This is a genomic window from Psychrobacter sp. UBA3480 (assembly GCF_002377945.1).
Taxonomy (GTDB): domain Bacteria; phylum Pseudomonadota; class Gammaproteobacteria; order Pseudomonadales; family Moraxellaceae; genus Psychrobacter.
On the sequence record NZ_DFQV01000012.1, the window covers coordinates 38,041 to 62,420 of the forward strand.

Annotated in this window: 13 protein-coding genes; 7 read left to right on the plus strand and 6 right to left on the minus strand. The window is 42.1% G+C overall.

Annotated features, from left to right (window positions below):
* Positions 1-82: 82 nt before the first annotated feature.
* Positions 83-715: an OmpW/AlkL family protein gene (locus B2863_RS04605; protein WP_296207900.1), complete on the plus strand. Its 633-nt coding sequence runs from the start codon at positions 83-85 to the stop codon at positions 713-715.
* A gap of 196 nt (positions 716-911) precedes the next feature.
* Here B2863_RS04605 and B2863_RS04610 read toward each other — a convergent pair whose 3' ends face one another.
* On the minus strand, positions 912-2,636 hold the full coding sequence (locus tag B2863_RS04610; protein WP_296207870.1) for a 2-oxo acid dehydrogenase subunit E2: 1,725 nt from the start codon (positions 2,634-2,636) through the stop codon (positions 912-914).
* Between the two features lie 28 nt (positions 2,637-2,664).
* Positions 2,665-5,475 (minus strand): pyruvate dehydrogenase (acetyl-transferring), homodimeric type, encoded by a 2,811-nt coding sequence (aceE, locus tag B2863_RS04615; RefSeq protein ID WP_296207872.1) that lies wholly within the window; start codon positions 5,473-5,475, stop codon positions 2,665-2,667.
* Between the two features lie 587 nt (positions 5,476-6,062).
* Between aceE and B2863_RS04620 the strand changes: the two genes are divergently transcribed.
* The 5 genes from B2863_RS04620 to B2863_RS04640 all read left to right on the plus strand — a co-directional run bounded on the left by B2863_RS04620 (position 6,063) and on the right by B2863_RS04640 (position 17,411).
* Positions 6,063-8,117 (plus strand): hypothetical protein, encoded by a 2,055-nt coding sequence (locus B2863_RS04620; protein WP_296207874.1) that lies wholly within the window; start codon positions 6,063-6,065, stop codon positions 8,115-8,117.
* Between the two features lie 241 nt (positions 8,118-8,358).
* Entirely contained in the window at positions 8,359-8,823 is a 465-nt protein-coding gene (locus tag B2863_RS04625; RefSeq protein WP_296207876.1) for a hypothetical protein, read from the plus strand.
* A gap of 77 nt (positions 8,824-8,900) precedes the next feature.
* Positions 8,901-11,012: a beta strand repeat-containing protein gene (locus B2863_RS04630; RefSeq protein ID WP_296207878.1), complete on the plus strand. Its 2,112-nt coding sequence runs from the start codon at positions 8,901-8,903 to the stop codon at positions 11,010-11,012.
* A gap of 139 nt (positions 11,013-11,151) precedes the next feature.
* On the plus strand, positions 11,152-16,479 hold the full coding sequence (locus B2863_RS04635) for an SdrD B-like domain-containing protein (RefSeq protein ID WP_296207879.1): 5,328 nt from the start codon (positions 11,152-11,154) through the stop codon (positions 16,477-16,479).
* A gap of 155 nt (positions 16,480-16,634) precedes the next feature.
* Positions 16,635-17,411, plus strand: coding sequence for a hypothetical protein (locus tag B2863_RS04640; protein WP_296207880.1), 777 nt, complete (start codon positions 16,635-16,637; stop codon positions 17,409-17,411).
* 116 nt (positions 17,412-17,527) lie between these two features.
* On the opposite strand, the gene B2863_RS04645 is transcribed toward B2863_RS04640, so the two are convergent.
* From B2863_RS04645 to glpK, 4 genes are all read right to left on the minus strand, one after another.
* Positions 17,528-18,220: a TetR/AcrR family transcriptional regulator gene (locus tag B2863_RS04645; RefSeq protein ID WP_101205430.1), complete on the minus strand. Its 693-nt coding sequence runs from the start codon at positions 18,218-18,220 to the stop codon at positions 17,528-17,530.
* A 236-nt stretch (positions 18,221-18,456) separates the two neighbouring features.
* Complete coding sequence (locus B2863_RS04650; RefSeq protein ID WP_296207883.1) at positions 18,457-19,479, minus strand: endonuclease/exonuclease/phosphatase family protein; 1,023 nt, start codon at positions 19,477-19,479, stop codon at positions 18,457-18,459.
* A 266-nt stretch (positions 19,480-19,745) separates the two neighbouring features.
* On the minus strand, positions 19,746-20,258 hold the full coding sequence (locus B2863_RS04655; protein WP_296207885.1) for a hypothetical protein: 513 nt from the start codon (positions 20,256-20,258) through the stop codon (positions 19,746-19,748).
* Positions 20,259-20,505: 247 nt separating this feature from the next.
* Positions 20,506-22,116: a glycerol kinase GlpK gene (gene glpK / locus B2863_RS04660; protein WP_296207887.1), complete on the minus strand. Its 1,611-nt coding sequence runs from the start codon at positions 22,114-22,116 to the stop codon at positions 20,506-20,508.
* A gap of 515 nt (positions 22,117-22,631) precedes the next feature.
* On the opposite strand from glpK, the gene B2863_RS04665 reads away from it, so the two are divergent.
* Complete coding sequence (locus tag B2863_RS04665) at positions 22,632-24,290, plus strand: TolC family protein (RefSeq protein WP_296207888.1); 1,659 nt, start codon at positions 22,632-22,634, stop codon at positions 24,288-24,290.
* The last annotated feature ends 90 nt before the right edge of the window (positions 24,291-24,380 follow it).

Below are 24,380 nucleotides of genomic sequence, written 5' to 3' on the forward strand. Positions count from 1 at the left end.
CATGACATTATGTATCAGTAGCTAATGCCATCCCTCATTAGAAAACTGCTGATAATTTTTTATTACGTTAAGGAATGAAATGATGAAACTACAATCCCTAGTTTTAGCGACTGCTGCTGCACTTACAATGACAACTGCTTTTGCAGTCCCTGCTGGTACTTGGTCTGTTGCTGCTGGCGCGCACATGGTTGATCCAAAAAGTGATAATGGTCAATTAGCTAACGGCACTTTAGCTGTAGAAGTTGACGACGACATTCGTCCAACTATCAGTGGTGAGTACTTTATCGCTAACAACGTTGGTATCGAACTGCTAGCTGCTATTCCATTTCATCATGACATTACCCTAACAGATAATGCTGGTAACGAAATTGATGCAGAAACTCAGCACTTACCACCTACTCTATCTGTACAGTATCACTTCGATGGCTATGATCTGCCTATGAATGTGAAGCCTTTTGTTGGCGTTGGTGTGAACTACACAACTTTCTTCAAAGAAAGAATCTACCTTGGTAATGGTAATGATTTAGAGCTTGATGATAGCGTTGGTGTAGCTGGCCATGTTGGTCTTGATATTCCTTTTGCTCCTACCGAAGCTTTCCGTATTGATGCCCGTTATATGGACATCAAAACAGATGCCAGCCTAAACGGTACTGATATCGGTGAAGTTGATATCAGCCCTTGGGTATATGGCGTAGCATTCGTTAAACAGTTCTAAATTAGTAAAGATACCATGCGTAATAAAAGCCAGCTTGATAGCTGGCTTTTTTTTGGCTATTAACTATGGTTACTATCGTCTGTCTACACTAGCTACTAAGCAATTATTTATAAAAATAGCTAATAACCTACAAGAACAAATAATCTCCATAAAAAAAGACCACCCGTGGGCAGTCTTTTCTAATTGCTAGCTAGCTTTAGATCAAGATACGACGTGGGTCTGCTAATAGCGTTGCGATATAACGAGTAAATACAGCAGCGTCTGCGCCATTGATCACACGGTGGTCATAAGACAAAGACAGTGGCAGCATCAAACGTGGCTCAAAGCTTTGTGTCTTAGCATCCCAACGTGGCTGCATGCTTGCTTCAGAGACACCTAAGATACCAACTTGTGGCCAGTTCACTAACGGCGTAAAGGCGGTACCACCCAAGTTACCTTGGCTAGATATGGTAAAGCTTGCCCCTTGCAAATCTTTAGTGCTGAGCTTCTTATCACGAGCTTTTACAGCAAGCTCGCCGATCTCAATCGCGATTTGCTTCAGACCTTTATCTTGTACGTTTTTGATAACAGGTACGATAAGACCATCATCTGTTGCCACTGCGATACCCATATTGACACTTTTACGTAATATGACCTGAGTATTGTCATCGCTCAAATGACTATTGAATCGTGGGTGCTGGGTCAACGCATAAGCAGTTGCTTTAACCACAAAGGCCAAGATAGTAAAGCCAATACCTTCAGCTTTCATACCACCTTTTAGCTCACCACGTAGTTTCTCAGTTTCAGTGATATCAGACAGATCAAACTGCGTTACTTGCGGTAGCAAAGTATTGTAGTTGAGCTGTGGTATCGAGACTTTCTGCAAGCGGCTGAGATCTTGTGTTTCTGTTTCACCCCAGATCTCAGCGTTACTCATGTCAGGCAGTTTCGGTAGACCTGAGCTAACAGGATTACTGCTCACAGGTGCCGCTTTCTGCTTGGTTAGACTGCTCTTAACATGTGCAAACAAGTCCTCTTTTAGAATGCGATCGTTTAGAGCTGAACCATTCACTTGTGTGATATCAACACCTAGCTGACGGGCTAGCTTGCGAACAGCAGGACCTGCATACACATCAACCAATTTTTCATTGACTTGTGCTTCAGTTAATTTGCCCTCTGTTTTGCTAGCAGCTGTATCAGTATTGGTCGGTTTGGCAGCTTGTTTTGGCTCACCAGTGGTTTTAGCAGCTGGTTTATCTTCTGTTTTGGCTGGTGCTGACTCTTGTGGCTTAGGCGCCTCAGATTCACTATCACTAGCATCATCTGTACCACTCGCCATAATAACGATAAAGTCCTGACCATTAGCAACCATATCACCTGCTGCGACCAAGATTTTTTCAATCTTACCGGCAACTGGTGCTGGTACTTCAACCGAAGCTTTGTCTGATTCGATTAGCAAAATCGACTGTTCAGCGCTAACAGTATCACCAACGCTCACCATAATTTCAGAAACTTGTGCCTCATCAACACCTAAATCAGGTAATGCATGAGTAGTTGCTTTACCAGTATTAGCGGCTGGCTTGGCAGCAGACTCTGATTGCTTCGATTCAGTTGCAGCAGGCTCAGGTTTTGATTCTGGCTCGGCATCAGTATCGTCTGAGCTGTTCTCTTTTTGCTCTTCAGCAGCATTGTCATCATTGCTTTCTGCGCTATCGTCTGCGCTTTCAAGCTCAATTAGTACCATACCTTCGCTAACTTGATCACCGATAGCAACGCTAATCTTAGTCACTTTACCAGCAGCAGAGCTTGGTACTTCAACCGATGCTTTGTCAGATTCTAATAATACAATGTTGTCGTCTTTTGCGATGACATCACCAACTTCTACCATAATCTCGCTGACTTCGGCGCTATCCACACCTAAATCGGGGGCTTTAATGTCCATGATTTATTTCCTCGTCTTATGGTTATTATTATTTGACATCTTTATCATCAAGTACATTTGCATCTGCTTGATCTTCATCACGACCTTCATTACTGATTTCATCATCGTCTTCAGCGATAAACTCAGGTACAGGATTTGGATTTACATTACCTGGCGCTGGTGCATCTGGAGACTGGTCATAGTAAGACTGCTGTTGCCACGCAGGTGGATGATCCACATCGATACCTAAGCTTGAAATCGCGTCTTTAACCAAACGCATCTCAACTTCGCCTTCATCGGCTAGGCGTTTAAGCGTTGCCACAACGATATGCGCCGCATCAACGTTAAAGAAACTGCGTAGGTTTTCGCGTGTATCAGAACGGCCATAACCATCGGTACCCAGAGTCGTGTAAGGACGGTTGTCTGGTAACCAAGCACGGATTTGCTCTGAGTAGTTACGCATATAATCTGTCGCTGCAACCACGATACCTTCGTGCGGTGCTAACTGCTCAGTAACCCAAGGCACTTTCTCTTCGTCCATTGGATGTAGACGGTTGTAATCGTCACAAACCATACCGTCACGAGTCAGCTCGTTAAAGCTGGTTACACTCCAAACGTTAGACGTAATATTGAACTCGTCTTTTAGTATCTGTGATGCTTTTTGTACTTCGCGCAAGATAACGCCAGAACCTAATAGCTGTACTTGTGTTGAACAATTGTCTTCAAGCAAGTACATACCACGTTTGATACCTTCCTCGGCACCTTCTGGCATAGCAGGTTGTTCGTAGTTTTCATTCATCAACGTCAAGTAATAGTAAACGCGCTCGCCTTCACCATACATACGGCGTAGACCGTCATGCATGACAACGGCTAGCTCATAACCAAAGCAAGGATCATAGCTGACACAGTTTGGCACGACATTGAACAGAATCTGCGAATGACCATCTTGATGCTGTAAGCCTTCGCCATTAAGCGTTGTACGACCAGCGGTTGCGCCTAACAAGAAGCCTTGTGCTTGACAGTCACCTGCCGCCCAAGCCAAATCGCCCACACGTTGGAAACCAAACATTGAGTAATAGATATACATCGGAATCATCGGTAATGCGTTCACAGAATAACTGGTTGCCAATGCAATCCAAGTACTCATTGCGCCCGCTTCGTTGATACCTTCTTCTAACATGTGACCATCGATAGCCTCTTTATAGCCCATCAACGCTTCACTGTCTTCTGGTGTATATTTTTGACCAACAGCCGAGTAGATACCTAACTGACGGAACATACCTTCTAGACCAAACGTACGCGCTTCGTCAGGTACGATTGGTACGACGCGATCTTGGATGTCTTTGTTTTTAAGCATTGCAGATAGCAAGCGCACAAATACCATCGTTGTAGATTGCTCTTTACCATTGCTACCTTTTAATACCCGATCGAACATTGATAGTTCAGGGATATTTAGTGGAATATGACCACTACGACGGTTTGGCAAATGACCACCTAACGACTCACGACGACCTTTAAGATACTTCATCTCCGCCGAACCCTCTTCAGGGCGGTAGAACGGTAGAGTCTCTAACTGCTCATCAGTAAATGGCAAATCAAAACGATCACGGAAATACATCAACGCTTCTTGATCAAGCTTCTTCACCTGATGCGATTTGTTGACTGCTTGCGTTTGAGCAGATAAGCCATAACCTTTAACGGTCTTAACCAAAATAACCGTCGGTTGGCCTTTGGTTTTCATAGCTTCGCTAAAGGCAGCATAAACTTTAACTGGATCATGGCCACCGCGGTTCAGACGCGAGATTTCTTCGTCAGTCAACGCATCTGCCATCTCTTCTAACTCTGGATATTTACCAAAGAATTCTTTGCGAGTAAATTCAGGCGTACGAGCTTCATATAGCTGATACTCGCCATCCACCACTTCTTCCATACGTTGTTTAAGGACACCCGTATGATCTTTACCAAGTAATGAATCCCAGTTACCACCCCAAATGACTTTGATAACTCGCCAGCCTGCGCCGCGGAATACTGACTCTAGCTCTTGAATGATTTTACCGTTACCACGGACTGGACCATCAAGACGCTGCAAGTTACAGTTGACTACCCATATTAGGTTGTCCAGCTTCTCACGACCTGCCAGAGAAATAGCACCCAAGCTTTCTGGCTCATCCGTTTCACCATCACCTAAGAATGTCCAAATCTTACGACCTTCTTTTTCTAGCAAGCCACGGTTTTCCATATAGCGATGTACATGGGCGTGATAGATAGACATGATTGGGCCAAGTCCCATTGATACCGTTGGGAACTGCCAGTAATCAGGCATTAGATATGGATGCGGATAGCTTGATAGGCCTTTGCCGCCTACTTCACGGCGGAAATTATCGAGCTGATCTTCGGTCAAACGACCTTCTAAATAAGAGCGTGCATAGATGCCTGGCGCTGAGTGACCTTGATAATAGATCATGTCACCACCGAAGTGATCGCTAGCCGCGCGGAAGAAGTGGTTAAAACCCGTTTCATAAAGTGTCGCACTAGAGGCGAATGTCGCTAAGTGACCACCTAGATCATCGTCGTTTTTATTGGCACGCATAACCATGGCGAGTGCGTTATAACGAATTAGTGCACGTATCTTACGCTCCATGCCTAGATCGCCTGGGTACATTGGCTCATCTTCAACAGCGATACTATTGACGTACGCAGTGTCTAGTCTATTAAACGGCAGCCCTTCTTGAACCGCCATATTGTATAAGGCTTTTAGTAGAAACTGAGCACGGTCCTTGTCTGCATGTTTAACCACAGATTCAAAGGCTGCTAGCCATTCCTGAGTTTCGGTGCTATCAGCATCCTTATAATAATTCATTCTTGTTAATCCTTTTATATCAGTCATACCTACCTAATGGCAGGGCTTCATTGAAAAATGCATGATGAGAGATTGGTTTACTTATGACATCCTTGCTACGTCCAAGCATTCCATTGTTTTGTACGATGATATACAGCTTAATTATAAAAATAGTATTACTCATATCGACAAGTGCATCAAGTCAACACACCTGCCAAACCGTCATAATGCTACGACTATTCTATTCAAACGTTAATTACTATGACATTCCATTATAAGTGTTTACGCGCTGGTTGTTTATGGCTGTAGAGAAATGAAGAAATCGCAAGTATTTTTTAAATAAATAATGATTAGTTGTTAGGTAAATATTATTAACCATTCTTCCATTAATACCAAGATTTTAGTAATAGGTAAATGAAATTTACTGTCCATAGCGGTAGATATCTGCTTTTCTAATTAATAAATAAATACATTAATCGAAAATACACTTCTTGTTACTCATACCCTATAAATAGACATTCGTCTCATTTGTGTATATTAATTGTGATTTAAGTATTATTCTTATTATAAGATTATATGTATATTCTATCCTTGTTCTTGGAGCTATTATGAACCCGTCTATTATACCATCGACTCTAAAGTCAAGAGTAACGCGTTGGATAGCTCTACCATCCTTATTAATACTGCTACCTAATTATTTAGCTTTTGCAGCGATAACAACATGTCCTGCTGGATACATTTCTGATGAGTTTTCAAGCGTTGATTACAGCAACTTAGGATCGACAGCATCACCACCTATTCTTGGTGTAAACCAACTTTTAAATGGTCTTAAAAGTGAAAGTTACACTGTTGCTTCTAACAGTTTGATTACTACTGGCAGTTTAGAAGCAGGTGGCTCAAACTTTTATAGACCTAAAACGCTAGCGGGCAACCTTCAATCGTTTGAATTTTTTCAGGATTTTACTAACAAGGCATCATCTCGTACGGCCTCATATACTTTTAAAAACAGTTTCACCAACGAGTCTCAAGCCCTTACCAATGTCAGCTTAAGTATTTATGATATAGATGTGAACTATCTAGGTACAGGTACAGGAAACGGAGGAACAACACTAAATACTAGGTATTTCGAGTTTTCCGACCAAGTAACCATCACTGGTTTTACTAGTGCAGGTACTAGTGTGACGCCAACTTTAATATATAGAGGCACCGGAATAACGACTACGGCACCCTATCGTCAAACCACCACTACCGGTAGCGTTTTGTGTAGTACAGACTCTGTAGACGAAAGATGTAAAGTATCCGTTGCTTTTAATCAACCTATCGTTAGAGTGGATGTGTCTTATGGCAATAACCCTAACCTAGAATACTACGATAATACTACTGGCACTGTTGGTAACCCTGGTGATCAGCTGATCAACATTGTATTTGATGGTTACTGCTACCTGCCACAACCGCGCCTAACATATACTAAAGTGCTCTCTTCTTCTCGTAAAACAAATACCGATCAATTCACTGTTCAAATCAAGGACAATACAGATAACTCAGTCGTTACCAGTGGTATTAACTCAGTTACTACAACGGGTTCAGGTAATACAGTTACTACGGGCACAGGTACTACAGGAACTTTCAAGGTGAATCCTGCCAAGACCTATACATTGACAGAAGCGGTCTCAGGAACGACCAACCTAGTAGATTATACTGCGTTATATGCATGTAGAAGATCGGATGGTACAACCGTTACTACTTTAGATCCAAAGAATCTAAAGCTTACGTACGGAGATAGTTGGACATGTACAATCACAAATGATAGATCTAATTATGTATTTTCAGGTACAGTGTTTAACGATAACGGTAATGTTTTAAGTCCGTCTAAGGATGATATATCTAGCAAATACCTAAATAATAGTCTCTATTTCAATGGCAGATACGATTCACCAACTGAATCTGGTATTCCCTTTACTACAGGTCATACAATTACTCTAAACAAATGTACAGGTGATAGTGGTACGTTCTCACCTCAGACGGTAAATATTGGTAATGATGGAACCTATAGTTTTAGCTTGACGGCAGCGCAAGTAGGTAGTTATACAAGGCTTTGCGTTACTCAAAATGAGCCTAGCAACTATACATATTCTGTAGATACTACGAGCAATGTCCTACAAATAGACATTACTAACAGTAAATACAACTACCCTAGCAATGATTTTGGTGATGTTGTTCAAGAAAATGCTGCGTTGGTATTAATCAAAAGTCAGTATGTCCATGACTGTAGCCTAAATAACCTTGCCACAATTGGTGTTAATTATGACGGTAGTGCTAGTAGTGCGTATAGTACAAAACCAATATCTAACATTATCCCTGGACAATGTATCGCTTATAGAATTGAAGCTATAAATCGCGGTAATGTTTCCTTAGCAGATATTGTTATTAAGGATACGTTACAGAGTAAAAATGACTCTAATAATGCATCGATTACCTCTACCTTAGCCAATCCAACACCTATTGGTGAAAATAGTGGTACTCCATCATTTGCAACAAATTCGGTATCTATTGGCAACAACGGTACAGTTACTACCAATATTTTTTCTTTAGGTACTACCACCACTACTCGCCGTCAGGCCATTCGTTTTAATACTAAATACGGTACTACCATTAGTAACTAAACACCTGTTTATTAAACCTTTACTCAAGCCCTGTCTAACCAGACAGGGCTTTTACCGTTTGTATACTCCAAAATGCCAGTTGTCATTTTTGTGATGATTAATTGTATTAATTACGTGAAAATAAAAGAAAGGGAGATAGATGCCTTTTAAAACGACGAATGATATTAGATTACTAGCTCCTCCATCATGATATACGACGTTCGCTTTTTACTGATAGTCATGTTCTAAGAAAGGATTTTATATGAAACGTTTTAACCTATTACATAATGTCATGCTAGCAACTTTTGCCTCTGCTTGTTTGCTAGGTACTGCTCATGCTGACGACGCTCTAAAAATGGAACTGACTGCTAATCAGGTCATTAAGAATGCGGACGGCAAAACAGTATATTCACCAGTACGTACAGCACCAGCTGGTACTGTCATTCAATACAAAGCAACTTATACCAATACCATCAATAAAGACATTAATGATCTGATGGTGACACTGCCTATCCCTGCAAACATGACTTTTACTGGTGAGGCAAATCCTGCAAGCGCACAAGCCAGCACTGATGGCAAAAACTATGCTGATATGCCGCTAATGCGCAAGGTCGATGGCAAAATGGTGAAAGTTCCGTATTCTGAATACCGTACCTTACGCTGGAATATCAAGTTGTTACCAGCTAAGAAATCAGCTGCTGTGGCTTTAAACACTACTGTTAACTAATTAACAGAAGGTTAAACCTTTATTTTTCACCCTTCCATTATTTATTCGACCTTTTACCATCCATTTTGGAGTACTACATGAAATCAAATACTTTTAACTATAGCTTGCTTGCTGTCGGTATTGCCGCAGTAATGGGTATCTCTGGTGGTGCTAATGCAGCTACTCCTAATACTACTGGTGGTGTTAGTGCAGGTGCTGCTGCTATCAATAACGTTGCAACCGCAAACTATAGTGTTGCTGGTATCGCTCAGCCAAACGTGTCGTCAAACATCGTAACTGTCAACGTTAGCGAAACGGCCAACTTTTCACTCACGTCGACTATTGATGATGGCAGCATTGGTGACGATATTGCTATCAATCAGACTGCTACGCCAGGTGGTACGACTACCTTTACTCATAACTTAACCAACACGGGTAACGTTACTGATACTTATACCATCAATACCACAGGTAATGATTCAGCACTAGTAACGGCTACTCCAGACTATGCGTTAGGTACTGCGTCTGTTAAGTTTACTATTGTACAAGCAGATGGTACTCCTCTAACTACTGCTCAGATAAACGCTTTGAACGGTCAAGCACAGACAGGTACCGTAGCTAATGGTGGTACTATTAAACTACAGCCAGGCACTAGAGCTAATCTAAGCTACGAAGCAGCTACGCCAGACGCTCGTAACGGTAATGACAAAGGTGTAGGTACATTAACAGCAACCAGTACTTTCTTTACTGCTAATCTTCCAGCAAATGCGACATTGGTGAATGAAAACCAAACTATTGTAAGACTACCTACCTTTAAAATTGTAAAAACAGCTACGAGTACTGTCGATTTGACAGTGGCTAATCCGCAGATCAACTATAGTATCGTAGTAACTAACGCTACTACTGACTATAGTGCTGCTGCGACCGATATTGTCATCAGGGATGTCCTTCCTACAGGTTTAAGTTTGCCTAATGGCGCAGCATCAGACGTGACCGTAACTGGTGGTGCTGGTACCGCTACGATTTCTACTATTAATGGTCGACGAGCTATTGATGTTGCCGTAGCAAACTTAGCCGTTGGCGCAAGTCGCACAATTACTTTCACAGTTAACGTCGATAAAACTCAGTATACAACTGCTAATAGTTCAGCAACGAATAACGTGGAAGTCTACGATAAGTTCGTCGGTCCGATTGGTGTGTTACCTGCTGTTCCTGTACTTGGTACTGACTATAATATTTTGGATAGTACAAATAACAATATAGATGTTACTAGAGTACCTGCTGCTGCGGATCTAGCTAACGGCGCTGGTATAGATACTGCTGGTGTGACTAACTTTACCAGACGAGCGGTCGTAGTGAGCAATCCAACGACTAGAGAGATTGCCCCTGCCTCAGGTACTGCTAATCAAGCTATTCATTCAACTCTTATTACTAACAGCGGTCAAGATGCTGAAGGTACTAATACCAATCCATTGACTTTCACTATTGCTGATGGTGGCAACAATGCGGCTGTCAGACCTGTTACTGGTCCTGTTAGTGTTACTTATACGCCGCCTGGTGGTGGAGCCCCGGTTACTATAACACTGCAACCTACCGTTGCTGGTGGTAATACGTACACTCTTAATAGCTCTACACTACCAACAGCTCAATTTCCAAATGGTATTGCACCTGGTGGTACATTAGCGATCAACTATAATGTGTCTTCAGGCAATGTAACCACTCCTACAACTGTTGCTGACGCTGCAGCTGTCGGTAGCACTGAAACGACTATCGTAACTTTGACCCCAGCTGGCACTAATCCACCTGCTGTGACTTCAGTGACTGATACGACTAATGTTAGAGGCTTAAGTTTAGTGAAGGCTCAATCATTAGATGCGACTTGTTCAGGTACGGTTGCTTCAAGTACCTTTGTTCAAACTGCTATTGATGCAACCCCTGATCAATGTGTTATCTATCGTATTCAGGCGACTAACACTTCTTCAGCAGCATTAGGTTTTAATCTTACTGGCGTAACGATTTCGGATTTGCTGTCTAACTTTTCAGCTGGTGCGGATTTAGTAGCTAACTCACCTGCTACTTCTGCTACTACGTCATCTACTGCAGGCACAGCTAGTACTACCAGTACTGCGGTTCTTGGTACTAACTATACTATAGTTCCTCAGGGCGTTGGCACTTTGACCTTTAAGATTAAAATCAAAAACGCTCGTTAATTTATATTTAATATTTCAAAGTCTATAAGCTTCACAAGACGCTTATAGACTAATGCTCCAGCTTGACCTAATCGATTTTGATTAGCCAAGCTGGAGAGTTACTACTCTACCCCTTTATATTTTATTGGATAAGCGACATATGACTAAATCTTTAATGACACTGTCTAATCGTGCTACGTTGCATACAGCGAAGATCTCTGCGCTGTCATTTGCAATGTTGCTTATGCAATCAAATACCGCATCTGCTGCAACTGATACATTGGTACAGCTGATCAGCAATACTGCTCAAGCCAGCTACAACGTTGACAGTGAGACCAGCACGACTATCAGTACTGACTCAAACCAAGTACAAGTAAAAGCCTCAAATTTACCTGAATATGGTATCAGTTTGACTCAGCATGCTTTACGTACAGTCATGCCTAATACACAGGTAAGTTGGGTCAACGTACTGAGTAACACCAGCTATAGTGATCAGACTGTTGAATTGACACTTGCTATATCGCCAACTGTCTCTAATTTAAAAGTCTATCAAGATCTTAATAATAACGGAGAAGTCGATTCAGAAGATCGACAAATCATGCTCGTTAACCTGAGCGCTCAGATCAAACTTGGTCAGAGTGAGAGTATTCAGCTTATCGTACAGGCTCTATCAGATGCCGACGGTGAAGATGGCGATACCGCTGATGTGAAGATTGGCGCTATCATATTAGAAGACCCATCAATAGCAGCTGTTGAAGCAATTGACAGACTGGTTATTGTTGAACCTAAAATCAACTTTACTACCCCTCAATTTGACGGTACTAAAACCACCTCGCAAATCGGGGACAACGTTTATATTGATGCCAGTTACGCGCAGTGTAACGTGCAATCTGATAAACCTGATCAAGTATGGATTACTGTTAAGTCGCCAATGACTGGTGATACCTACTCTCTTAAAGGAATTGAAACTGGTAATAATACAGGCAAATATCACTTATCTGTACCAACACAGAATAATGCCAATGCTATTGACGATAAACTGATTCAGACATTGGTCGACGATACGTTGACTGCTGAGTTAACAGCTTGTATTGCTCCTTCTGTTGGCACAGGTGCTGATCAGCTACCAAATGATAGCGATTTTACTGTACGTATCGATGATCTGAGCTCTCAAGTAAACATCATCGATAATAATGCAAGCCTAGTCGTCACTAAAGAAAGCGATGTCAAAACTGCAGAGCTTGGTGATTATGTCAGCTATACCATTGATATTACCAATAACGGCAAATCGACTGCTTACGATGTACAACTAAAAGACGCTTTACCACGTGGTTTTGACTACGTTGAGAACAGTGTACGTGTTAGTCCAACGACTAATCTTGATATCAATCAAGCACAGACTACCGAGTTTAAAGCTGATGGTAAATATCAGGTATTGAACTTAGGAAACATGGCAGTTGGCGAAAGTAAAAAAATTACTTATCGTGTGCTCATAGGTGTGTCATCACTAGGCGGCGATGGTATCAACCGCGCCACCGCAGTTGCTAGAAATGACCAAGGTCAAAGCGTAGGCTCAAGAGAAGCTCAGTGGAAAATTGATGTAGAACGCGGAGTGATGAATACCGACGGTATTATCGTCGGCAAGGTCTATCACGATATCAACCGCGACGGTATTCAGCAAAAAGAAGACGGCGAACTTGGTGTCGCTGGTGTACGTATCTATATGGAGAACGGCAACTTCATCGTGACTGATCCTGAAGGTAAATATAACTTCTATGGTATCAGTGCCAAAACACACGTACTAAAGGTCGATCGTACTACTATCCCTAGAGAGACTGAACTGGTTACCCAAAGCAATCGTAATGCTGGTGATGCCGGTAGTCGTTTTGTTGATTTGAAGTACGGCGAATTACATCGTGCGGATTTTGCAATCGTTGCTGGCATGGCAGATAGCACTGAACGCTTAAACGCTGAGCTAATTGCTCGTAGCAAATTAGTAGAAGCTAAAAATGACACGTTAGAGCAAGCGGTAAAAACCGAGCTGACTTTAGATCCTGATTATGATACCGATACTACTGACAATGTAGATGCTAGTGGTTGTAACATCAATGGTGACTTAGACCTTGGTAATAACTGTGATTCGGCTATCGTTAATGACATGGCCAATCCAGTAGATAGCCGTGTTGATATGACAGTGACCACTGTTGCTCCGCCAGTAGAAAAAGAGCTCGAAGAATACTTAAAAGAAGTGGCGAGTAACGATGTTGCCTTCATTAACCTAAACGAAGGTCAGCAGCTTAGCACTTATAAACAAATGGTACAGGTTCAGGCACCGCTTGGGTCTGTGTTCACACTATATGCCAACGGCAAAGCTGTATCAGAACAAAAAATAGGTAAAACTGCTGAGCAAGAAAAACAGAATGTAACGGCTTTCGATTACTATGCTGTTGATATACAGCGCGGCAAGAACACATTACGCGGTGTTGCGACTGATATAAATGGTCAGATCATCTCTGAGCAGACGATTAAGGTATTAACTCCTGATAGCCTACAAGCTATCGACTACCGTACCCAAGCACAATTAGTTCCAGCTGACGGTATTAGTGAATACCAAGTCGTCATCAGCCTAAAAGATCGCGATAATCGTCCTTATATTGGTACTACTTCTCTTACGCTTGATACTAATATCGGTCGTATCAATTTGGAAGACAGCAGCAAAGATCAAGCTGGCACCCAAGTGACTGTATCAGGTGGTGAGCTACTCATACCAGTCATCGCGTCAAGCGTACCAGGTAAGGGCGAGCTAGTAATTGACACTGGTAGCAGCAAACAAATCATTCCGTTACAGTTTACTGCTCAACTACGTCCACTACTCGCTGTTGGTATTGTAGAAGGTGCTATTTCACTAAAAGACTTTGATGGTAGCAGCATTACCGATGCTCAAGGTGCGTTTGAGCAAGAGCTAAATGACTTTGCTGGCAATGATGATTACACAGCTTCTGGTCGTGCCGCGATGTTCCTAAAAGGAAAAGTACGTGGCGACTATCTGCTAACGCTTGCATATGATAGTGATAAAAAAGGCGAGCGTTTGTTCCGTGATATCGAGCCTGGCGAATACTATCCTGTCTATGGCGATTCATCAGCTAAAGGCTTTGATGCGCAGTCTACTAGCAAGCTTTACGTGCGCCTTGATAAAGGTCGTTCGTTCGCTATGTATGGTGATTTAAAAACTCAGATTGATGATGACGAAGGTATCAAGCTTGGTCAATATAACCGTACATTAACTGGCCTAAAGGCTCAATTTGAAGATAGCAATACTCGTGTTACTGCCTTTTTAGCAGAGACCAGTACTAGCCAACGTGTAAATGAGACTCGCGGTTTGGGCATTTCAGGCCCATATCCATTGGCTGAGAACTTCGATGCGGTATTAGAAAACTCTGAAACAGTTGAAGTTATTACTCGTGATGCCAACAACCCTGGGCTTATTATCAATCGTGAGACGCTTACTCGCTTTGCTGATTATGAGATTGACCCCATCAGCCGCAGCTTATTCTTAACTGCACCAATTGCTAGTCAAGATATCGAAGGCAATCCTATCTATATCCGTGTCACTGTCGAAGTTGATGAAGGTGGTGAAGATTATTTGGTCGGTGGTATTGCCGCGAAGCAGCAACTAACGAATAAAGTCGCCATCGGTGGTAGCTATGTGAATAGCGATGACCCATTGAACAAAGAAGAGTTGGCTAGTGTTAATAGTGTTGTTAAATTCAATGATAAGCTAAAGCTGGTCGCTGAATATGCGATGAACAAAGCTGAGAACCCAAATTTTCAGTCAAGCAATCAAATCAACGCGACAGAATTGACTGATAGTGACGTTGAAGGTAACGCATTACGTATTGAGCTTGATTTTGATAATAAGAAAAATACGCGAGCTAAAGCTTATTATAATGATGCTGATGAAGGTTTTGTCACTGGTGCATCACCGCTTACCGCTGGACGTACTGAATCTGGTGTAGAGGTTAATCATACTCTAAATGATAAGAAAACTGCTCTTAAGTTAGAAGGTATACGCACAGAAGAGCATACTACTGACGCTAGCCGCGAAGGCGTGCAGGCAAGCGTTGAGCATCGTTTAAGCGAAAACATCGTTGGTGAAATTGGGGTTCGTTATTACAAACAAGACGCGACTGCTGCCTCACGTAATACTCAAGCCGCGACAGACGTTGTAGATATTACAGACGACACTTTGTTTAATGATGACATTATCAATCAGTCAGCGTTGAGCAGCGTTAGTAACGCTGAAGAAGATATTGAAGGTACGACTGTTCGTGCTCGTGTTACCTCTCGTCTACCTAAGTTGAATAACAGCTTGGTATTTGCAGAGTATGAGCAAGATATCGAAAACAGCTCACGTAATGCAACTTCTATCGGTGGTGAGACACCACTCGGAAATCTAGGTCGACTATACGCACGTCATGATTTGATTAATAGCCTATCTGGTACTTATGGTCTTGATGATACAGATGAGCGTCAACGTACCACTGTTGGTTTTGATGCCACTTACATGAAAGATGGTAAGGTTTATAGCGAATACCGCATGCGTGACGCCATCAGTGCACGTGAGGCAGAAGCAGCTATTGGTCTAAAAAACAAGTGGTATGTTCAAGAAGGTTTAACCTTAAACACTTTATTTGAGCGTGTTGAATCTCTGGAAGGTGAAGAAAGTAACACTGCAACAGCGGCAGGTGTCGGTGTTGAATATCTTGCCAAAGAGAATTATAAGGCATCGGGACGTTTTGAAAAACGTTGGGGCGAAACAAGTGATACGCTACTTGGTAGTGCTGGTATCGCCTATCGCTATACTGATGAGGTTACCTTCTTAGCCAAAGACATCTATTCACGCACTGACTATAGTGATGGTGATCGCACTATCAATCGTTTTCAGCTAGGTGCTGCGTATCGTGACTACGACAGCAATCAGCTAGATATGCTTGCAAAGCTCGAATATCGTTTGGATGACAACAACACTGGTGACGATGCTTATCAAAAAAATACGACCGTTTGGTCATGGAATGGCAATTACCATCCCACACGTCCGCTGACATTGTCTGGTCGTTATGCAGGTAAGTATACAGAGTATCAAGCAGATGGATTGACCAGTGATAACACGGCTCATGCGGTCTACGGCCGTGGCCTTTATGACATCAGTGAACGATGGGATGTTGGCTTGCAAGCGGGAACTTACTGGAATGAGCAAGCGAATGATTTGGCCTATATGCTTGGTGCAGAAGTGGGCTATAGCCCAATGACCAACCTTTGGTTATCACTTGGTTATAACTTCATGGGCTTTGAAGATGAAGATATTGCTTATGACGACAGTACTCAGCAAGGTGCTTACTTTAGATTGCGCTTTAAGTTTGATGAAGACTTATTTAAACGTGAAGACCCACGTAAGAACCAACGTCTGAGCAGCAATTCTGCATTTTAATTGATTGATACTAATGACACTGTCGTAAGTACAATCTTATGACAGTATCATGATTGTCTTATGACAAATTATTTTGTCATTCAGTAAACAATTAAGTCAGCCCTAGTAATGGTAAATAATACCAACGTTTATTACCTTAACATAAGGTTTACACCATGTTTGATTCAGCCATCAAAGCAGCACCTTTCAAGCGCTCAGTATGCGTTACACTGTCAGCTTTATTTTCATTAACCTTTATGCAGCCAGTTTTAGCTAAGAGTGAGACTGTCCAAGTGGCTAACTCAACTAGCATGGCTGAATACTGCCGCAATGATAGTCAGACTCAAGTACGCTCTTATAGATATCAAAGCGAACAACAGCGCCTGTTAAATTGTATGGTCACGCAGTTAAAACCTTATCAACAAAAAAACAAGACAGCCGCTCAACAGTATTTCGCTTATAAAGCGCAAGCGTGGTTGAACTATGCTATTCATCAAGACAGTATGAATAGCCGCTCATCCGCAGGTCAAGTTGCGTTAGAAATGGCAGAGCCTATATTGCAAGCGCTAGATGATGATACGGTACAAGACTTGGGCCTGCATCAAGATATTCCGTCTACCTCTGCCTTAATGCGTCCTGATCTATGGGCAACGTTAAGCGCACTTAAAGACGGCGATGGCATAGCATCAGCACCACGTGAGATGGCATTTAGTGAAGTGGCTTTAATTTGGGCAGCAACCAATCAATGCGCACGAGGCTGGCGCGAATCTGGTATGCATTTTCGCATGGCTGATCGCTGGCTTGAACAGGCCCGCGAAGCTTACGTCAATGCCAATGACTCACAGACCAATGTAGCGCTAGAGAAGTCAATAGTCAGTTATCATAAACAGTACTCGCCTTTAGACGCGAGCGATGATACTTGCCGTGGACAAGATTTGACATCTAACCGTTAAAATAATTGCTGCTTTATTAAAAATATGACTTTCTATAACTTTTAATCTTATGCTAAAAATTAGACGCGAAAAAGCCGACATATTTGTCGGCTTTTTTATGTTTAAAGTGAGCTCAATTAGCGGTTTTTACGTGGCAACTTTTCTGGTAGGTAACAACGTAAATAAGCAATAAATGCTGTATTTGCTTCTTGGATATACTCTTCAGTGATACTCTGATGACGGCGATAAGACAACGTAAAGATAGCATTTACGATGCTATAAGCAATCAACAAGGTATCTTGGATATCGTGGAAGTTTGGCATCTCATAACGCTCTGACAAACGCTTATAGACCAGATCAACGATTTGATGATCCATATCTTCACCAAAGCTGTCGCCTTCAAAATCAGGTGTATTGGTGTCATAGATAAGCTTGGCTTTTGTCTCATCGTTATGGAATATCGTAATACAATGATCGATAAGCGCCGTTAAATACCCTTGCCATCTGTCATAGTTACCAATATCGACCGTTTCTACCATCTCTAATATTTCAATCGCATTCAAAAAACGCAATGCTAAAAATATTGCTTCAATATTAGGGAAAAAATGGTAAGCAGAAGCTCTTGGTATGCCTGCTTCCTCACACACAGCTGCTAACGTAATATCGTTAATAGCATGTGTTTCGCTCAATTTTTTGGCACCAGCCAATAGTTTTTGACGACGTGCACGGCCTTGTTGACTAGTAAACTTAAACTTATTAGGTACAAGCTTTTTTGCCAATTCCGAATCTACCAACACATCTTCAATCTTTTCGTCTTTATTATCACTCATTGTGAATCTCTTAATGTTGCGCCCTATTTTATAAATATAATCTTCATTGAATAGTATTTATCCTCAAATAAAGGATGATGACTGTTGGCTAAAATATAAAGCCTATATGGTCAATACTCTATTCAATGCAGAGGCATCATAAACGCTTGCACATTATCAAGCAAGGGACATGAATAGGTTAAAAAACAATACTACGATCAGCAATTTAATAGAGCTAACCGTCTAATTTTATAAAGTTAATCATTGAGTTTTATTTTCGCCCTTATAATACCATGATCAGTGACTCTATCGGCATAGTCCCACTTCAAATGATCATTAAAATAATCAACTCGTTCGACATAACCGAGCGAAAACTTACTATCAGGCAAAAATTCTTCTGAGACAAATAACTGGTCGATAACTTCTGGCATACCTTGATATATATGGGTATAGGCAACATCTTTCATCCAGCCATATCTTGCTTGAATCCGAGCGGCATCAAAAAGTGCGACATCACGCATACTTTTATCGTAATTGACTTCCCCAGTTTCTGTCATCAACTGAGTAGTCACGCTACCTGTGACATCATTCATATCGCCCAGTAGAATCAATGGTTCGCGGGTATGTTGCAATCGTTCTATGATAGACATACGGATAGAGGCCGCTTCTGCCGCGCGCATACATAAACTACGAAGCTTGGCGCGAACACGAATATTTGGATCGTCCATATCTTCTAATAGGTCACCATTTTCGTCGCGTAAGAAAAAAGCACGTTTGCTTTTTAGATGCGCTGTAATAATAGTAATGGGCTGCCCATACGCGTCAACACGTAACACTAATGGAGGACGGTTGAAGCGTTGATAAGGACCGATATCAGGTATATCAATAATGGCTTTTGGTGCTATATCTTCTAGCAAACTGGTTTCTAACTGCTCAAATCTACTGATAATACCGACAGCAGGTGTATTCTGTGCACCCATGCCTTTGGTATATACGCTGGCGCTATCATTACTTGCAAGTGGAATGACCGCCTGCTCAGGCTTAAATCCTAATGAAATAGCCAACGCTTCTAATGCGTCACTATCCCAAACCTCTTGTACTGCGATAATGTCAGCATGCGCTTTAGCCAATAAATCTGTAAGACCTCGCAGCTTATGTTCATAGGCTTTATCGTTATAAGCTGGCGCATTTTCATAATAAGTTCGATTAGGGTTCGCAAAGTTCAGCAAGTTTGCCGTTGCGATATAAAACTGTTTATTGCCTTCAGTGTTATTACTCATATATTCCCCATCGCTCTCATTATTATAGTACATAATATTCACGTATATGTATACGTTGCAAATTTTATGCCTAAAAAAACTCCCAAAGTTAAACTTTGGAAGTTTTAAAATAGCATAAATGTTGATAAGTAGATTTACTAATAGAACTGAACATACAATTAATCTATTTTAAGTAATGGTATAGCAATCTCTAATACTGGCCAATTACTAGATCAACTGTCTGCCAAAGTGTCTGCATAACCGCTCTATTAGTTACTTAAACTCTCTTATGATACGCGATTCCATGCGTCACGTGATGCTTGACGCGCTTCGTTCCATTCCATGCGAGACTCACCTTTTACTTCATGCCATGAACGCTCTAAATCTGCTTCATGATCTTCAAAACGAGCATCTACTGGATAACGAGCACGGTTCGCATAACCAACTGCATATGCTGGATGTAAATCACGGTCGAAATCGTATTCTTCTCTATGGTAGTCAGCATTTACATACTCTGCGCGCCAGTACGCTTCTTCATGAGTTGGATCAATGGCTTCTGCTGCTGCATGGCCTGCGCCGCCACCAACAATAGCACCAATAGCACCACCAATTAGCGTACCTAATGGACCTGCCATCGTACCGATAGCTGCACCTGCTGCTGCACCGCCTACACCGCCGATACCTGTACCTACTGGATGTGAACCTGGCTCACCGGTAATGATGTCTGCGTTTAAGTCTTCTTTTGTCTCTTTTGACATATGTTTTACTTCATTGCGATCGATAGCATCATGGTTACTCATAGTATTGTCCTTAAATTATTTATTATTTATTGAATTATTTATTTGCTAATTATTAGCGGTCTTACTAAATCCAATTGAAGTATAGAAATTTATAGGTAAGGACAGATAGGCCGATTTTGTAAACTGTGTCCGTATTGCGATTATCTTGCGTTACAGCCTGTATCTTTATCACATTTGTGTACGGCAGCCTCATACTTTGAGTAATTATAAATGTACGATCACAATAAATTTACTAAATAAATCAATCCTATAACGGCATTAGAGACCTTTTGATAGCCTGTTGCCATTTAGCAAGATGTCGCTCACGAGTATCAGACGACATACTTGGTTCAAACACGCGATCTACCTGCCATGAAGCTTTCATGGTCGATTCGTCATACAGCCCAGTCTTTAAACCTGCGAGGAGTGCTGCGCCTTTTGCCGTAATCTCTGTATCTCTAGGACGTAATACCGGAACACCCAACAAATCTGCCTGAAATTGCATGAGTAAATCATTATTTGCAGCGCCGCCATCTACTCTCAGCTCAGTCAAAGGATGAGGGCTATCCTTTTGCATAGCGATAAGTACATCATAGGTTTGATAGGCAACGGCCTCCAATGCAGCGCGAGCAATATGGGCCTTAGTAGTACCGCGGCTCATACCAGTAATGCTAGCACTAATATCCGAACGCCAGTAAGGCGCGCCCAGTCCAGTAAAAGCAGGTAATAGAACAACATCTTCGCTACTGTCTACTTGACGAGCTAGGTCTTCAACATCACTACTCTGCTGAATCATACCCAAATTATCACGCAGCCATTGAACGATAGCCCCTGCCATAAAGACACTGCCCTCTAGAGCATAAGTGACTTCCTTTTTGGGCGGTTGTAGCATGCGTTTTCCTGACTGTACGATTTGGTCAAATGATAAATTGTCCGGACGAATTGGTGACGTTTTACGTTGCCATGCGATGGTGGTTAGTAGCTTATGCTCACTCAATTTTGGCTGCTGGCCAATATTCATTAGCATAAAACAGCCTGTACCGTAAGTGTTTTTGGCCATGCCTGCATCAAGGCAACCTTGCCCAAAGAGCGCTGCTTGCTGATCACCCAATACTGCTTGAATGGGTATTTGCTTTGCAAACAGGCCTTTTTTGGTTTTGCCAAAGTCACCGTCGGACGGTAGTACTTTGGGCAATATATGCATAGGTATAGCAAAACGGTCACAAAGTGTCTCTGACCATGCCAGCTTATGGATATCAAATAACAATGTACGAGAAGCATTAGTCACATCGATGACATGCTCCCCGCCTGTGAGCTTATAAATCAGCCAACTATCAATCGTGCCAACCGCTATCTCCCCTCTGCTGGCTCGTACACTAAGCTTCGGATTGTTTTCGAGCAACCAAGCAATCTTACTGGCACTAAAATACGGATCTAAACGCAGGCCTGTAATACGCTGAACTTCATGTGCCATGTTGACGCTATCAACACCCGGATGCACAGGGTCATTCATACTATTGCTAGCGCTTTCAGCAGCAAGCGTCTTACAGTAATTTGCGGTACGCCTATCTTGCCAAATGATGGCGGGAGCCAGTGGCTTACCAGTTTGCTTATCCCACATCACAATCGACTCACGCTGATTGGTAATCGCGATACTGGTAACGTCAGTGGCAAGCAGCCCTGCCCGATTAATAACATCGTGTGCACAACTAATCTGAGTTTGCCAAATCTGCTGTGCATCTTGTTCAACGAATCCAGCTCTTGGTGTTTGCAGCGTCGTTGGCTGTTGTACCATTTTGATAGGACGCGCCTGATCATCGTACAATATTGCTCGACTCGATGTGGTCCCTTGATCCAACGCTAAAATATACCCTGCCATGACACACCCTCTACTCATGTTATTTATTCTATCTGATAGCCATTTAGTGACTATTCATTGACTGATGCTTATTGAGCATTTTTTATTTTGTTAATTACTGTCTAAATGCTTTCATAATAAGATTAAAAACAAAATCTACTTAAAAATAAATCGCGCGAATTGAAAACGTCTTGTTGGCTATGTTGTTACTTATAAACAGATATTTAAAAATTAAATCAAACCTCTATCATACCGCTACTGGTCACACAATAGAAAACGGCAAAATACTGAGCATTGACCCGTCACCATTGTGGCTCTACAGTGTACCTCTTATGACGAATGACCGCTTTTTAGCGCTTTTAATATAGATATATTTTTATATTAGAATATGAATGATTTATTTAAGCATCATTTTTTCGCTAGCTAGCAAATAGTCTATAATAGTTCAGCAACTTTATATCCTGAGCAATGAAACCTATCGGTGCTGTTCCTTATTTTATAATATCTTACATTCTAATTAATGGCTTATGTGACTTATGAAATTCATTTTATCAGCGCTACCGACTGCTATGATGACAGTTGCAGTCATGAGCGTGCCTGTCATGACTTACGCGAGCACTGACGCTGACAGTATAGAAGTATCAGATGATGTTACACCAGTGGCTGTGACACAAATCATAGATGCTGATAGTCCAACTGATAATGATAAACCAACTGTAGCGCCTTTTCATACAGTACCAAATTCTAATAAGGCTAAATCACAGGCATTGTCTACGCTTGTTGACCCTATCACACATAAAGCCGTCGATAACAGCTACGCACTAGACGTCTCAAGCTTTTTGAGCTTAGAGCAAGCGCAAAAGCTGCTGGTACAAGTATCACCTAAAATTGCTGCCAATCAAGCAGCGATTGCCGCTAGCGAATACCAAACTGACGCGCTCAGAACTATCGACAATCCGCTCGTATTTGCTCGAGTATCTGCCAGTGCCTATCATTTAGATGAGGATATAGATTTATCTTCTCTCAGAAGCGGTATCGTCAACGAAGTAAACAACGGGGTAGATAACATAGTCCCTCCGACAGCAGACCTACCAGACTTTGGTGAGCTGGTCGGTGAGCGTATTCCCGACTCCTATAACCTCAAGCGCTCAGGATCTACGTCGGGTGCAGGACTTGGAGTCGTTTGGCCTATTTATACTGCTGGACGTACAGACGCATTGACTGGTGCCTCGGATGCACGTACGCAAGAAGCGATGGCTGATAGTGTACTGGATAAAAATGAGCTTTATAATACGTTAATTGAGCGTTATTTTAAGGCACAGTTAGCGATTATCGCCGCTTACTTACGAGAAGACGCTTACGATACATTGCAACAGACCGACCATATGGCCGAGCGTCTGTTTGAAGAAGGTTTTATCTCACGTGTCGATAGACTAGAAGCACAGTCGGCGCTTGCGGATGCCAAAAGCGAATCCGTCAATGCCAATAATGACGCGCGCCTAGCCATGATTGCGCTACAGCGTCTACTACGTACCGACTATCGCATCAAGCCGACCACGCCATTGTTTGTCTCTAGTCGTCCTCTACCAGATGTGAGCTACTTTCAGGACTTGGCACTAAATAACCATCCCGGACTGCAAAAAGTTGCAGCCAAGCGGGCACAGGCTCAGCAGTTACATGCGCTATCAGATACGGGCTACAAACCTACGGTATTGCTATACGGTTATGGTCAGGTAGAGAAAGATCCAAGCTGGGTCGCTGGTATATCTGCCAGTTGGAAACTATGGGGCGGACTCGATAAAGCCGCATCACTAGCATCCAGTAGTGCCAAAATACGTCAGGCCGATCTCTCTGAGATTGAAGTTAGTGACAATTTATTGCTACTGGTAGAAAAAAACTGGCACGATGTCAATAATGCTCAATCACGCTATCAGGCATTGCAAAGTAATGTTGATTTAGCAGCAGAAGTATTACGACTACGACGCTTAGGATTGCAAGAAGGTGTAAATACCACCGTTGACGTAGTGCAAGCACAAACGCAATCGCTTAAGGCACGTACCGAGCAAGCACAGGCTGCTAATGACTATGTACAGTCACTGGCTGCCCTTATGCAAAGCTGTGGTACGCCACTTGCTTTTAATGCTTATCTCAACGCCGCTGACATTCAATTGCCTACTTTATATACTGAGCAATGATGTAACGTGAGAAGCCATAAGTCGTGCTGATAAACGCTTTGTATTACTATGAAGCCGACATCAAAAATACTATTACCAACCCTATTACGA

Bases quoted from the DNA above. Each gene is read 5' to 3' on its own strand.
- B2863_RS04605 (WP_296207900.1), top strand. From the start codon at position 83: ATGAAACTACAATCCCTAGTTTTAGCGACTGCTGCTGCACTTACAATG.
- B2863_RS04610 (WP_296207870.1), bottom strand. From the start codon at position 2,636: ATGGACATTAAAGCCCCCGATTTAGGTGTGGATAGCGCCGAAGTCAGC.
- aceE (WP_296207872.1), bottom strand. From the start codon at position 5,475: ATGAATTATTATAAGGATGCTGATAGCACCGAAACTCAGGAATGGCTA.
- B2863_RS04620 (WP_296207874.1), top strand. From the start codon at position 6,063: ATGAACCCGTCTATTATACCATCGACTCTAAAGTCAAGAGTAACGCGT.
- B2863_RS04625 (WP_296207876.1), top strand. From the start codon at position 8,359: ATGAAACGTTTTAACCTATTACATAATGTCATGCTAGCAACTTTTGCC.
- B2863_RS04630 (WP_296207878.1), top strand. From the start codon at position 8,901: ATGAAATCAAATACTTTTAACTATAGCTTGCTTGCTGTCGGTATTGCC.
- B2863_RS04635 (WP_296207879.1), top strand. From the start codon at position 11,152: ATGACTAAATCTTTAATGACACTGTCTAATCGTGCTACGTTGCATACA.
- B2863_RS04640 (WP_296207880.1), top strand. From the start codon at position 16,635: ATGTTTGATTCAGCCATCAAAGCAGCACCTTTCAAGCGCTCAGTATGC.
- B2863_RS04645 (WP_101205430.1), bottom strand. From the start codon at position 18,220: ATGAGTGATAATAAAGACGAAAAGATTGAAGATGTGTTGGTAGATTCG.
- B2863_RS04650 (WP_296207883.1), bottom strand. From the start codon at position 19,479: ATGAGTAATAACACTGAAGGCAATAAACAGTTTTATATCGCAACGGCA.
- B2863_RS04655 (WP_296207885.1), bottom strand. From the start codon at position 20,258: ATGAGTAACCATGATGCTATCGATCGCAATGAAGTAAAACATATGTCA.
- glpK (WP_296207887.1), bottom strand. From the start codon at position 22,116: ATGGCAGGGTATATTTTAGCGTTGGATCAAGGGACCACATCGAGTCGA.
- B2863_RS04665 (WP_296207888.1), top strand. From the start codon at position 22,632: ATGAAATTCATTTTATCAGCGCTACCGACTGCTATGATGACAGTTGCA.